Below are 13,369 nucleotides of genomic sequence, written 5' to 3'. Positions count from 1 at the left end.
CGCGGCAGGTGTGATCACAGCGCGGGCGGCAGGCCCAGCCATTCTTTACCGCTGGCGTCGAATCCGGTGAGTTCGGCGATCTTCCCGTCGGCGACGCGCAGGACCGCGATGGCGAACAGCCGGTACTCCGGGCCGCCCGGGGTGCGGAGGTACAGCGCGGCGGCGGGCATGCGGTTGACCGTCGTGGTGACACCGCGCCAGTCGTCGTGGCCGCGCTGGAAGAGCCCTCCGGAGATCCAGCCGTCGACGGCGTCTTCGGCCGTACTGCTCACGGTGCCCGGATCGGGCAGCATCGCGAAGCGCAGATCGTCGCGCAGCAAGGAGATCAGGCCGTCGAGGTCGTTGCGCTCGTGGGCGTCGATGTAGGACTTCACCACGCCGCGCTCGTCGTTCGACAGCTCGTGGGTGGCGGGGCTCCGCCAGTCGAGGCGGCGGCCGGGCAGCTGCGCGCGCATCGTCCGGCGTGCCCGTTGTAGAGCGCTGGTCACCGACGCGACGGTCAGTTCGAGGGCATCGGCGGCCTTGGCCGCGGGCCAGCCGAGGACGTCGCGCAGGATGAACACCGCCCGTTGCCGCGGCGGCAGCCGCTGGACGGCGACGATGAAGGCCAGCTCGATCGTCTCCCGCGCCACCACCGACTCCTGCGGGTCCTCGGGGAGCATCCGGTCGGGGTACGGCTGCAGGTATTCCAGCTCGGACGGTACGGGGGTGCGGTCGCCGCGCTTGTCCAGGAAATCGAGGCAGACGTGCGTCGCGATCCGGTACAGCCAGGTCCGCAGGGTGGCGTGGCCCTTGAACGACTCCCGTTTGTGCCACGCTCGCAGGAACGTCTCCTGCGTCATGTCCTGGGCGTCCTCGTAGTTCGCGAGCATCCGGTAGCAGTGCACCTGCAGCTCACGCCGGTGGCGCTCCGTGATGCGCGCGAACCGTGCCGGATCGCCTGAGCGGGCCACCGCGATGAACGTGGCCTCGTCGGTGCCCAGCAGGCTGGCGTCTGTCATGGTCGTCGATCCTCTCATCGGTGCGATGGGCTACCGGAACCGACGACGCGGCGGAGGATTTCTGATCGGTGGAGCCGCCCGGCCGAGCTCGTAGACGCGCATCCGCCCGTCCGGCGCCGCGGACAGCAGGGCGAGCACGGTGTGGTCGGTGTTGGGCAGGCTGCCGGCAAGTGCGCAAGTGGAAGGACGGCTGCTCGACGTGGACCTGGTCAGGAGTGGCGTCCGCAGCGGTCCACGCGTTCCCACGGCCATTCCGAGGCGAGCCAGCGCGCGACGGCGTCGGCGAGTGGCGCGTCGAGTTCCGCTTTGTCGGCCCGTACCCAGGACTGCACCGTGACGTCCCACTCGCCGGAGTCCGGGGGATACAGGTACACGCAACCGATGACGTCGTCCGCCGAGTCCAGGACGGTGAAGGTGAACCCGGTGCGTCGCGCGAAATCCGAGGCGTGGCGGCGGAGATCGTCGAGGTTCTTCTCGGGGGTCATGCCGTCGCGAGGCGGCCAGTCGCCGTCGGGGTAGCCGGGAGTGGAGCGAATGTGCTCGATGCTCGACATCCACGCGGCGTGGTCGGCTGAATTGTGCCGTGGCCCCAACGGTTCCAGGCGGAACCGCTCGGCCACGAGCGAGGTCGGCGGGACGAAACCGGCCGGTACGAACTCATCCGAGGACATGGTCAGGACCGTAGCGGCCGCCCGGTCTCCCCGCACCCGAATTGGTTCGGTCCCTAGTGGACAGACGTCACCTGTCACCGGAATTCAGGTCGGCGCCCCGGGTTTCCGCGCTGAGGAGCAACGCGACGAGGGTGACCGCGATCGTGCCGACGAGGTACAGCACGACCGCCGTCGGGCCCTGTTTTTCGGCCAGCCACACGGCGATGAGGGGAGCGGGCGCGCCGGCGATGATCGAGGAACCCTGGAAAACCAGGGATGCTCCGGCGAAACGCCGGCGCGTCGGGAAGAGCTCGGCTATCCACGCGGCTTCCGGCCCGGCCAGGAGCCCGTGCAGTGCCGCGCCGACGCCCACGCCGAGGTAGAGCAGGGGCAGGTTGTCGGCTTGGACGACGGCGAAGAAGACCGGTGCCCACACGGCGAGGCCCGCCGCCGGGACCAGCATGGCGGTACGCCGTCCGACGACGTCCGACCAGTAGCCGCCGGCCAGCATCCCGGCGAACTGCAGCAGGGACCCGACGGCCACGGCGAGGAGGACGTCGGGCTTGTCGTAGCCGAAGGTCTTCGTGGCATAGGCGACCACGAAGACGGTGTAGACGTAGAAGGCCACGTTCTCGCCCAGCCGCACGCCGAGTCCGCGGAGGAGGGGCCCGGGGTGGGCGAGTGTCTCCAGGATGCTCGACCGCTCCCGCACGGCGTCCGCCGACGCCGCGGCCCGCGCCTGCGCTTCCTGGAACACCGGCGACTCGTCGATCCGCCGCCGGATCCAGAAACCGATGACCAGAAGCGGGATCGCGAACAGGAAACCGACGCGCCATCCCCACTGATCGAAGGCGTTTCCGGGCAGTACCAAGGCGATCCCGCCGACCACGGCCGTGGCCAGCACCGTGCCCAGCGGCGCTCCCGCCTGCGGCCATGCCGACCAGAAGCCGCGTCGCTTCGGGCTTCCGTACTCACTGACCATCAGCACGGCCGCGCCGAACTCGCCGCCGAGGGCGAACCCCTGGATCAGCCTCAGCACGACGAGCGAGATCGTCGCCCCGATACCGGCCTGGGCGTAGGTGGGGAGCAGCCCGATCGCGGAGGTCGACAGCCCGAGCAACAGGAAAGTGGTCACCAGCATGGGTTTGCGCCCGAGGCGATCACCGAGATGCCCGAAGACGATGCCGCCGATCGGGCGTGCGACGAAGCCGAGCCCCTGGGTCGCCAGCGCGAGCAGCAACTGGGCGAACCCGTCGCCGCCGGGGAAGAACAGCGGCCCGAGCACGGTGGCCGCCAGGATCCCGTAGAGCGCGAAGTCGTACCACTCGAGTACCGCCCCGGCGGTACTGCCCGCCAGGACCCGCCTGAACGCCGATCGGCTGACGCCGCCGGATCCCGGCTGAGACGTCGAACCGGCCGCTTCGGGCGAGGCGGGCACATTCGTCACTTTCGCTCCTCGTCGAGTCGGCCGGACCGGCACGGTGTCCGATATCCGGACACTGTGGAACGTTATTCGGACACGTAGGGAAGATAGACCGCGGCGGCGCGATCGCGCAATCACTTGCTCCGGGTCCGCGCCGTAGGGACGCGGTACTTGCGTGTGCAAGGACCGCATTTAGAGGACTAAACGCATAGTTGGAGGCCTCCGCGCGAGACAAGGTTCGCGAGTACGGCGTTCCCGGAACCTACGACGAGGCGACGGAGGAATGCGTATCCGGACCCGACCCGGGCTACGGCGGCAAGCACCTGTCGGCCGATGTGGAAGGGCTCACGCTGCTCAAGGAGAAGGACGGCGACGGCTACCTGCTCGCGTCCAGCCAGGGGGACGACACCTTCGCCGCCTACGACCGCGAACTCGGCGACGACAACGAGTACGAAGGCGGCTTCCGGGTGACCGCCGCGTCCGCGACCCTCGACAGCGCCGAGGAAAGCGACGGCGCCGCCGTCCTCAACGAGCCACTCGGAAGCAAGTACCCGAAGGGCCTGCTCGTCGTCCAGGACGGTGACGACAAGCCGGGGGAGCCGGGCCGGGACGCCACGAACTTCAAGTTCGTCGACCTCGGACGCGTGCTCGACGCCCTCGACGACTGACCGGAATCCGTTGGGGCGGGAGGGACCCTCCGCCCCAACGGGCTGCCCTACGACGCCTCCGTCACGCCTGCCACGAGACGTTCGTGGACGTCGACGGCCTCCGGTACCCCCATTTCGGTGAACGCGGCATGCGCGGTCCGCCAGTGTTTCCGCGCGGCGACCGGATCACCGGAGGCGGACAGCGCGTCGCCGAGCCCGCTTTGGGCTCTGGCCAGCTCGTAGAGGCTGTCCGCCGGGGTCGCCGACTCGATCGACCGCCGCAGGCGGCGCACGGCGTCGGCGGCCCGCCCGGCGGCGAGCAGGGTCGCCGCCATGTCGTTGTTCGCGGCCAGTATTCCTTCCCTGCTACCGATTTCCTCGGCCAGTTCGAGGGCATGCCGGTGCTGTGCCAACGCCTCGTCGAACCGCCCCGCCGCGACCAGCAGGACCCCGAGATGGTTGAGCACCTTTCCCTCGTCGGCCCGGTTGTGGGTCTGCTTCGCCACGGCGAGCGCCTGTTCGTAGCAGGCCCACGCCTCGGTGTCCTTCCCCATTCGCCAGAACGTGGTGCCGAGACCGTCGAGCGCCCGGCATTCGCAGAGGTGATCCTCGCTCGCTCTCGTCACGTCGAGCGCCTGCGACAAGGTGTCGACGGCGGCCGGATAGTTTCCCAGCCGCATCTCGGCGAGGCCGATATTGCACAATTGCCGGGCCCGGAACGACTCGTTGTTCCTCGCGACGGCGAATTCCATGGCCTGCCGGAAACAGGGCAGGGCGGCGCGATAGTCGCCGAGACCGGTCAGCAACAGGCCGACGTTCCCCGACAGGTTGAGGACGTAATCGGATTCACCGGCGGCGGAGAACTCCTTGATCGCCTCCTCCAGGACGACGAGCGCCCCGGCGGTGTCGCCCCGTTGCCAATGCGTCATGGCCAGCCCGTTCAGCACATGCCCACGGGTGACACCGGACGCGACCCGGGCGGCGTTGCCGAAGAGGGCCTGCGCGTCGCTCACGTGAACGCGGGCTTCGAAATAGCTCGTCATCACGCAGGCGAGCCGCGTCACGTGGTCGTCACGTCCCTCGCTCAGCGCCCAGCCGGACGCGACGACGAGGTTGACCCGCTCGGTGTCCAGCCAGGCCATCGCCTCGTCGGCCCCGTCGAACACCAGAGCCCGCGCCTCGGAGATGGGCAGACCTTCCCACCGCTCCGCCTCGTGGGGGTAACAGGTGACGAGCGCGGCGCGGGCGGTGGCCAGCTGGAAGTCGAGCAGCCGGGCGGCCGCGGCCCGGCGCATCCGGGCCTGGACGTTCTCCCGGACACGTTTTTCGGCGAACACCCGGACCAGGTCGTGCAGTTCGAACCGGGCCGCGCGGGCGGTGATCATGTTGGCCGCCACCAGGTCGTCGAGCTGACGGCGGACGACACCGACCTCGACACCCGCCAGCGCCGCCGCCGCGTGGTCGTCGACATCGCGTCCCGGATAGGCGGCGAGCAAGCCGAGCAGGACACGATCCGGTTCGGCCAGCTCGTCGTACGACGTGCGCAACGCGACTTCGACCCCGTCGTCCAGCCGCAGCATGGTCCGCAGGTCGGCGAGGCGGTCGCGGTGGTCGGCCATCGTCCACTCGTCCGAAGCGGCCAGCCGGCGGGCCACCAGCGCGAGGGCCAGGGGTAACCGGCCGACCAGTTCGACGATCTCGGCCGCTTCGCGCTGTTCCGCGTCGACGCGTTCGTCGCCGATCCCGTCGCGGAGCAGCTCGACCGACTCCTCGGGCGTGAACACGTCCAGCGTCACGTGCCGGGCCGTGTCCAGCCCGGTGAGGCGGCGCCTGCTGGTGACCAGCACCAGGCAGGTCGGAAGGGCGGGCAGCAACGGCAGTACCTGGTCGACCGACGCCGCGTTGTCCAGCAGGATCAGCGCGCGCCGTCCGTCCAGCAGCCGCCGGAACAACGCGTTCCGGCCGGCGAGCCCGAGGCAGCCGATCTCACTGCCGGACGCTCCGAGCCGGCGCAGAAAGCCTTCGAGTACCGCGGCCGGGTCGGCGGCGGGGCGGTCCGCGTCGAAACCGCGGAGGTTCACCACCAGCCGCACCTCGGCGAACCGGCCCCGCTCGGCCAGCAGGCGCGCGACCTCGCTGGCGAACCGGGTCTTGCCGACCCCGGCCATCCCGGAGATCGCCCACACACCGGCGTCGTCCGGCTCGGCCTCCAGGATCCGGCGCAGGTGCGCCTGCCTGCCGACGAATCCGCCCGCGGCGGCGGGCAGGTGATCGGCCACGCTGATCACGGCCGCCTCGGTGGCGTGTCCGGTGATCACCCGGTGCGCCTGCCGCCATTCCGCCGCGACGTCCATGCCGAGCAGCACGGCCGCGATGTCGACGACCAGTTCGACGTCCAGCCGCTTGCGGCCCGGCAGGAGGCAGCGGTACACGGTGTTGTAGGCGGGAAGGCCGGCCGTGCCCCTGGCCACGCGCAGGCGCCGAACCCGCCGGTGCAGTTCCCGGTGGGTCAATCCCGCCCAGGCCAGCGCCTGCCTCAGCCGCTGGGAGAGCTCGTCGTACGACCGGGCTCCGATCGGACTCGGCGGCCGTTCCTCCGGCACGGGAACCCCCTGGACGAAAGTGAACCTCTCCGGCCGGCGGCGACTTCCGGACCGAACGCGGCTCGACCATAGTCGAGATCCGGCGTCCGGTGGGCCGGATGGGCGAACTCGGCGACCGACCGATTCTCCTGTTCGGACGTCGCCGATCGGCCGAACGCCGGAGCCGGTGGGCTCCGGTTCGTTCGCCGACGGGTCGGCAAAGAGGCTCAGGTCCAGTTCCGCGAAATGCGAAATGCGGCCGCCGCACCACGGACCGGGGGCGCCATCGAGGGGGAGTGGCGGTGTCCCGGATCCGTGGTGCGGCGGTCAGGCTCACTTCCAGACGTACGCGGCGCCGCCGAAGCCCGGCTGGACCTTCGCGCGCACCCTGGGGGTCGCGGCGAGGCCGAGGTAACCGCCGCCCTTCTTCGGCGGGCCCGACCAGCGCACGACGACGGTGCCGCCGGTTCCGCATCCCGCCGTCTTCCAGGTCGAGACGCTCTTCTTCTTCTTGGTGCTCCAGTAGTGGCCCTCCGCCTGGACGCAGACCCGGCCGTTGCTGCCGGCCGGGATCTTCCACGTGTAGCGGCGGTGCTGCGGGTTCTTCTTCGAATCCGGGCTGATGTAGCCACAGGTGTACTTGCTCACCGCCCATTTGCCGAAGCCGGCCACGGCGCGTTGCCAGTCGCCGCAGCCGGCGGCGGTGACGTCGCCGCTCGCCGGGGCCTCCTCGGTCAGTTCGACCTCGGTCGTGCCGTCGTCGATCCCCGATTCGGCGACCGTCGTGGTGTCCGCCTGTTCGTCAGCCACCGCCGGGGCGGTCTGCGCGGTGAGCACCATGCCCGCGGCCACCAGGCCGGTCGTGACCCGTGTCGTCCATTTCTTCACTGGTGTTCTCTTTCTCGTTGTTCGATCGAACGCCGCGGCGAATTCCGCCAGACCCCTGATCGGCGTTCGGGCCGCGTGAGTGATTTTCCATCAGCCGGTTACCAGGCCACGTCAGACGTTATCGACAACTCGGGGACCGGCCTAGTGATCTTGTGCGGTGATCTTGATCGAGGTTGTTCGAAAACGCCGGTCACGACGAGACCATCGCGGTGCCCATCGCGTCGTACAACGCCCGCGCGCGTTCACGGAACGGCCTGGCCTTGTCCGGATCACCGGAGTCGTCGTGGATCGCGGCGATCCCGGTCAGCGCGCGGGCCTCCTCGTGCGGTTCGCCGGTGAGCCGGGCGAGCTCGGCGGCGCGCGTGTAGTGCGCCATCGCGGACGTCCGGTCTCCGCGCGCCAGCGCGCTGTCCGCGAGCCCGTTGTGCACGAGGGTCTCCAGCGGCCTGATCCCGGTCGCCACCGCGATGTCGAGCGCCGCTTCCTGGTGCAGGCGGGCCGCGGCCGCGTCGCCCTGCCCGATGTCCACCAGCCCGAGATAGGCCAGTGCGTAGCCTTCGGCCTCCCGGTGGCCGCCAGCCCTGCTGGCCGCCAGCGATCGGTCGAGGTGGTCGCGGGCTTCCGTCCACCGGCCCAGCGCGCGGTACACGTCGCCGAGGTTGTGCAGCGAGATCGCCTCGCTCAGCCGGTCGTCGATGTGCCGGGCGATGGTCAGGCACTGCCGGTAGCAGCCGAGCGCGGCGTCCAGATCCCCCCGGCGTTCGTGGATGAAGCCGAGATTGGACAGCGAGCGTCCCTCGTTGAGCCGGTCTCCGGTCTCCTGGGAGACCATGACCGCCCTGCTCAGATGGTCCGCCGCGGCGGCGTAGCGGCCCAGTTGCGCGTACACGGTGCCGAGCGTGTTCAACGCGCGGCCGTCGACGACCGGGCTGCCGTCGACGTCGAGGCAGCGGGTCAGATGCGTCACCGCCTCGTCGAAATGGCCGAGCCTGGCGCAGATCGCGGCCAGGTCGACGAGCGCCTGCTGGGTGCCGATGGCGTCGCCCGCCCGTTGTGCCTCGGTGAGCGCGAGCCGGTGCAGGGTGCGCAGGGCACCGTAGTGACCGTTCACCCGCAACGCCTGCCACAGCACGGTCGAGAGGTCGCGGGCGTAGGTGTCGCCGGTGGCCGACGACTGTTCCGCGATGGCGATCAAGGTGGGCAGCTCCGCCGCCAGCCAGGTCGCCGCCTCCTCGGCGCCGGTGAACACGACGGTTCCGGCGACCGGGGTGAGCAGGGGTCTTCGGTTGGGGTCGCCCGCCGTCATCGCCCTGGCCGCGTCGGCCGCTCCGGCCACACAGTGCTCGCCGAGGCGGCGCAGGGCCGCCGACCGCCGCTCCGGCGGTTCCTCGTCGGCGCGGCCGCGCGCGTAGTCGCGGACCAGGTCGTGGAATTCGAACCGGCCGTCCACGCGGTGCCCGAGCAGCAGGTGGCTGTCGACGAGCGCGTCGAGGATCCGGCGGGTCTCCGCCGGATCCGTGCCCAGCAGCGCCGTCGCGGCGGCGGTGTCCCAATGCGGGCCGGGATGGAGCCCGAGCAGCCGCAGACCCGAGGCCACGTCGCCGGGCAGCGCGTCGTAGGACCAGGACAGCACGGAAGGCAGCGAGGTGGTCTTCTCTTCGGTGGTCAGCGCGGCGAGCCGGTTCCCGGCCGGGCGCATCGAGGACGCCACGTTCGCCAGGTTCCGGTTGTGCGCGAGCCGCTCACCGACGATCCGCAGGGCGAGCGGCAGACCGCCGCATCCCGACACCATGTCGGCGAGCGCGGTCCGGTCGGCGAACCTCCGTCCGGGGCCGGCCAGCCGGTCGAGCAGGGAGAACGACTCCTGTTCGGTCAGCAGCGGCACCGGCACCCGGTGCGCGTCGGCGCTGATCGTCAGCCCGTGCAGGGACGCGCGGCTCGTCACCACCACCGCGCAGCCCGCGTGGCCCGGCAGCAGCGGCCGGACCTGGTCCGCAGAGCGGGCGTTGTCCAGCACGATGAGCACCGAACGGCCGGCCAGCACACTGCGCAGCGACGCGGCCCGGTCGTCGAGGTCGGCGGGCACGTCCGCCACGGGCACGCCGAGTGCCCGCAGGAACGACCGAAGCACCTCACCCGGGTCGGCCGGCGCGCCCGGTCCGTATCCACGCAGGTTCGCGAACAGTTGCCCGTCGGGGAAGTCGTGTTTGACCCGCTGCGACCACTGCACGGCCAAGGAGGTCTTGCCGACCCCGGCCATGCCCTCCAGCACCGCCACGACTACACCCCCGTCGGCCCCCTCGCCGCGTAGGGCGTCGAGCGCGTCGATCTCGCGCTGCCGCCCGATGAACGACGTGATGCCGGAGGGCAGTTGCGCGGGCACCGAAGCGGTCGGCGTTCTCGGCGGCGACACTGCGTCCGGGCAGTAGTGCCGCACGAACCGGCTCGCCTGCTCGCCCTGGAGCCCCAGCCCCAGCGCCAGTGCCTCCACCGAATGGCGCCGCGGCCGGGCGACCCGGCCGTGCTCGATGTTGCTGATGCTCCGCACCGTCAGCCCGGTGCGTTCCGCCAGCTCCTCCTGCGTGAGCCCGGCGTCCCGCCTCGACTCACCCAGCAACGACCTCGGCCGAGGGTCCATTTTGCGGATGGTAGAGCGGCCGCGACGCCGGAAAGGAGAGGTTCACCCAGGTTTTTGATCGAAATTGGTCGAAAACGACCGGACGGGCCGGATCCTCCGCGAGCGAGGGACCCGGCCCGTCCGGTCAGCGGAGATCAGGGGTTGAAGAGGCGGTGCAGCCAGCCGAAGGTGCCTTCGAACGCGTCCCACGTCACTGAGCCGATTTTTTCGTAATGGCGCTCGAGCAAGAACTGCGGGACAGCGGACCAACCCTCCGGCAGGGACCTCTTGTTGATCTTGATCGACCCGATTCCCGTGAAGACGGTGTTCACCATCGCCTTCCCGAGGGCTGTGTGGAACTCACTGCTTTCCCAGCCATAACGCATGCCGGACGCTCCCGCCGCGAGGAAGCCGGAGGCGATGGACACGATCTTGCCGGCGGTGCTGATGGCGGCGAGGACGGCGGCGACCGGCGGTGCTCCCGCGAAGAGCAACGCGCCGATACTGCAACCGGCGGAGAGCAGGCCCGCCCAGTCCGAGAGGCGGTCGAAGAACTTCGCCGATTCTTCCAGCAACCGGTCAGGGTTGTCCTGCCACATCCCGATGATCGACGAGTCGCCCTGCGCGTTGGGATCGAGGCTGGCGTCCCTCGCCGCTCTCTGCGCCGCCAGCGCGGCTTCGGCTTCCGCGGCCAGGACGACGATGTGCCGGGCGTGGCTCGCCGCCTCCGCCGCCGCCGTGGCGTCCTTGCCCGCCTGGACGGCGGACGCGCGGGCGCTGTTCGCGGAGGCCTGGGCCTGGTAGGCGAAGCTGACCGCCCGGCTGGCACAGTCGAACGCGCGCAGCATCGACGAGTTCGCCGAGCGCCGTGCCTTGTGCGCGACGGCGGCCGCGGCCGCCGCCCGGTCGGCGGAGCGCCGGGCGTCCACGGCGGACTGCTCGGCCGCGGCGGCGTTGTTCGCGGCTTCGGTGGCTGAGCGCTGAGCGTCCGCCGCGTATCCTGCCGCCCGGTTGGCCCAGGCGACCGCTTCGGCGGCGGCCTTCCTGGCGTCCGCGGCGGCCTTGGACGCGAGGGCGGCGTTCGCCAGCGCGTCCGACGCGACTCTGGCCGCGTGGGCGATGGCCGCCCGGATGGCGGCGACGTGCGTAGCCCAGTCGTGGTCGAGCTGGTTGGTGTCGAACTGGGTACCGGCGACGAAACCGCGGCGCATGTTCGTGGTGCCCGCGAGCGCGATCTTCGCGGCCGCCTTGGTGTACGGGCCGCCCTCGTTGAGCAGCCGGTACGCCTCGACCTGGTCGTCCTCGGCGGCCGCGTCGACGATGGTCACCTTGAGGAAGCGGTGCAACGCCGCGGCCGATCCGTCGTTCAGCGCCGCCTCCGCGGCGGTACGCACCGCGGATCCGGGATTGTCGGCGAGGATGGAGTAGATCGTCAGCCTGTTGTCCTCCGCCGCGGCGTTGATCGCGCCGGTCGTGAGGAATTCGGTGACCGACGCGGGATCGGCGCTCTCCAACGCCTGGGCGGCGGCGGTGGCCACCTTCATCGTCGACACCCCGGCCACGGCGGCGACGGATTCGGCGTCGTCCTGCCGCTGTGACAGCAGCCGGTCGGTGCCCAGCCAGGCCAGTACGTCCTCGTCACCGCCCGCGACGGCGAACTCCGCCGCCGACTTGGTCCAGCTTCTGGTGAGCCCGTTCGTGATCAGCTGGAGCGCGGCCTGCCGTCCCAGCGTGGCCGCGCGGCCGGTGTCGCCGGCGCGCATCGCGGTTTCGGCGTCGGCGATCAAGGTGCGGATCGCCTCGTCGGTCAAGGCGTTCTGCGTTTGCTGCCGGGCGATCCTGGCCCGTTCGTCCGCCTCGGCCCGCGCCTCCTGCTGGGCGAGTTCGACGCCGAGCTCGGTCTCCACGGCCAGCGAGGCGGTCTCGGCGTCCCTGGCCGCCTGTTCGACGGCCCGTGCCTGGTTGACCGTGTCCATGGCCAGTTCGGCCGCGTCCACGGCGCGCGCGGCGGCCGCGGTGGACCTTCTGGCGTAGTCGATCGCCTCACCGGCGTGGTTGGCCGCCTCTTCCGCGGCGGCCGCCGCGGCGTCCGCGTGGTCGGCCGCGCTGTTCGCGGCATCGCGTGCGGCGGCGGCCGCCACGGAGGCCTGGTTGGCGAACCCCCGCGCGGCCTCGGACGCCCGGGTGGCGCGGTTCGCCGCGGCCGTGGCCTCGGCCGCCGCCTGACGCGCTTCCTGTGCCTCGGCCTGGGCCGCCCCAGCGGCCGACGCGGCGTCGGCCGACGCCTTCGCGGCGTCTGCCGCGTCGGTCGCGGCGGCCGCGGCCGAGCTGCCTGCCGAGACCGCGCTCCAGCTGGCGATCCGAGCCTGCTCGGCGGCCTTCGCGGCGTTCCGCGCTTGCCCGGCGGCGTTGCGGGCGGTGACGGCGGCCTGCCGGGCGGCGGCCGCCGCGCTCGCGTTGCCGGACGCGGAAATGGCGGCGTTGTACGCGCGAGCGGCCGCTTGGCCCGCCGCCGCGGTGGCGTGCGCGGCGGCCTGGGAGGCGTACGCGGCGCGGCGCGCGGCCTGCTGGGCGGCTCGGGAGGCGCTGATCGCGGTGGCCGCGCAAGAGGCCGCGTTCTTCGCCGCGCGGGCGGCGGCGTTGGCCGCCTTCGCCGAGCGGCGCACGTCGTTCTGCGCGGCTTGGGCCTCCGCCAGCGCGGCGAGCGCGGCCTGTTTCGCCTTGGCCGCGGCCTCCTTCGCGGCGTTGGACAGCGCGACGGCCTGATCGGTGCACCGTTGCGCGATCCGGCCTTCCCGTTCGACGATCCCGACCAGCTGCTTGATGGTGGCGGATTCCTCGTCGCGGGCGCGGGCGATGTACTGGCCGGTGCGCAGGAACCAGTCGATCGCTTCGGGGGTGCCCGCGTCGAGCGCCCGCTGGGCGTAGAGCTTCACCTGCGGCGACGCGGTGTTGAGCATGGTGAAGACGAGGACCCTGGCGTCCTCGTCGTGGGCCGGGTACTGATCGGTCTCGATGAACGCGGTGAACGCGGCGAGGGTGTTGGTGTTCAAGGCGTTGGTCGCGGCCCGCTGTACCGAAGTCCCACCCGTGTTCTTGATGGTCAGTACCTCGACCCGCTTGTCCTCGGTGACGGCGGCGCCGAAGCCGTCCCGCAGGAAGGCCGACATCGCGGCGCCGCCACCGGACAGGGCGGTGCCGATCCCGGCGGTGGCCGCGCGGCCCGCGAACGGCAGTGCGGCGAAGAGCGCGAACCGATTGTCTTCGTCGATGGCGTGCTGGAGCCGGTTGTTCAGGAAATCCGTGATGTCCGCGTCCGAACCGAGCAGCGCGTTCTTCCCCTCGCGGCGCACCGCCTTGCCGCCGATCTTGTACTGCCACAGCGCCCGCCCCCGGGCGGTGTCCGGCAGTCCCGTTTCCACCGGGCCGGTGACGGCGAGCGCCGGGCTCGCGGTGCCGAGCAAGAAACCGGCGGGAAGTGCGGTCAGCGCGGCGGCGCCACCGAGCGCGCGGAGCGCGCTGCGTCTGGACCATTCGTTCGAGGACATCACGGATTCCTTT

Annotated in this window: 8 protein-coding genes; 1 reads left to right on the top strand and 7 read right to left on the bottom strand. The window is 71.3% G+C overall.

The window, feature by feature from the left end; genetic code table 11:
- Positions 1-14 precede the first annotated feature (14 nt).
- From ACOCEP_RS38635 to ACOCEP_RS38625, 3 genes are all read right to left on the bottom strand, one after another.
- The gene (locus ACOCEP_RS38635) at positions 15-1,001 is read right to left on the bottom strand and encodes an RNA polymerase subunit sigma-70 (protein ID WP_482334865.1); all 987 of its coding nucleotides are present in this window, start codon (positions 999-1,001) and stop codon (positions 15-17) included.
- A 209-nt stretch (positions 1,002-1,210) separates the two neighbouring features.
- Complete coding sequence (locus ACOCEP_RS38630) at positions 1,211-1,672, bottom strand: GNAT family N-acetyltransferase (protein WP_482334863.1); 462 nt, start codon at positions 1,670-1,672, stop codon at positions 1,211-1,213.
- A 67-nt stretch (positions 1,673-1,739) separates the two neighbouring features.
- On the bottom strand, positions 1,740-3,098 hold the full coding sequence (locus tag ACOCEP_RS38625; protein ID WP_482334861.1) for an MFS transporter: 1,359 nt from the start codon (positions 3,096-3,098) through the stop codon (positions 1,740-1,742).
- Between the two features lie 188 nt (positions 3,099-3,286).
- On the opposite strand from ACOCEP_RS38625, the gene ACOCEP_RS38620 reads away from it, so the two are divergent.
- Positions 3,287-3,742, top strand: coding sequence for a phytase (locus tag ACOCEP_RS38620; RefSeq protein WP_482334860.1), 456 nt, complete (start codon positions 3,287-3,289; stop codon positions 3,740-3,742).
- A 47-nt stretch (positions 3,743-3,789) separates the two neighbouring features.
- Here the strand turns inward: ACOCEP_RS38620 and ACOCEP_RS38615 are convergent, their stop codons facing one another.
- The 4 genes from ACOCEP_RS38615 to ACOCEP_RS38600 all read right to left on the bottom strand — a co-directional run bounded on the left by ACOCEP_RS38615 (position 3,790) and on the right by ACOCEP_RS38600 (position 13,356).
- Positions 3,790-6,324: an ATP-binding protein gene (locus tag ACOCEP_RS38615; RefSeq protein ID WP_482334858.1), complete on the bottom strand. Its 2,535-nt coding sequence runs from the start codon at positions 6,322-6,324 to the stop codon at positions 3,790-3,792.
- A 312-nt stretch (positions 6,325-6,636) separates the two neighbouring features.
- Positions 6,637-7,191 (bottom strand): hypothetical protein, encoded by a 555-nt coding sequence (locus ACOCEP_RS38610; protein WP_482334856.1) that lies wholly within the window; start codon positions 7,189-7,191, stop codon positions 6,637-6,639.
- 190 nt (positions 7,192-7,381) lie between these two features.
- Positions 7,382-9,829 (bottom strand): ATP-binding protein, encoded by a 2,448-nt coding sequence (locus ACOCEP_RS38605; RefSeq protein WP_482334854.1) that lies wholly within the window; start codon positions 9,827-9,829, stop codon positions 7,382-7,384.
- 134 nt (positions 9,830-9,963) lie between these two features.
- Positions 9,964-13,356: an ALF repeat-containing protein gene (locus tag ACOCEP_RS38600; RefSeq protein WP_482334852.1), complete on the bottom strand. Its 3,393-nt coding sequence runs from the start codon at positions 13,354-13,356 to the stop codon at positions 9,964-9,966.
- Positions 13,357-13,369: the final 13 nt, after the last annotated feature.

The sequence above is a fragment of the Amycolatopsis sp. CA-211722 genome, from assembly GCF_056828465.1.
This window is presented reverse-complemented; position numbering and strand designations above follow the sequence as displayed.